The sequence below is a fragment of the Bartonella sp. AP58NXGY genome (assembly GCF_042195785.1).
Classification (GTDB): Bacteria; Pseudomonadota; Alphaproteobacteria; order Rhizobiales; family Rhizobiaceae; genus Bartonella.
On record NZ_JBHIOY010000375.1, the window covers coordinates 1 to 261 of the forward strand.

Annotated in this window: 1 pseudogene; it reads right to left on the bottom strand. The window is 38.3% G+C overall.

Features of this window, described 5'->3' with window-relative positions:
- A pseudogene (locus tag ACFINC_RS11515) lies at positions 1-261 on the bottom strand (glutamine synthetase); the annotation flags it as partial.

Below are 261 nucleotides of genomic sequence, written 5' to 3' on the forward strand. Positions count from 1 at the left end.
AAGGATAATCAGGATCAGGATTTTTCTCTACTAAATAAAATTCAATTTCTGGTGAAACAACCGGCTTTAGATCCATTTGCGTATAAAAGTTGACTACTTTTCGCAAAACATTTCGTGGTGTGTAATCGACAACTTGGCCATTTTGATATACAAGATCACAAATCACCTGTGCTGTGGGAGCATCTTCCCATGGTACAATGCTTAATGTAGACAAATCAGGCTCAAGACGCAGATCGCCATCAGTTTTAGGATATTCAAAGC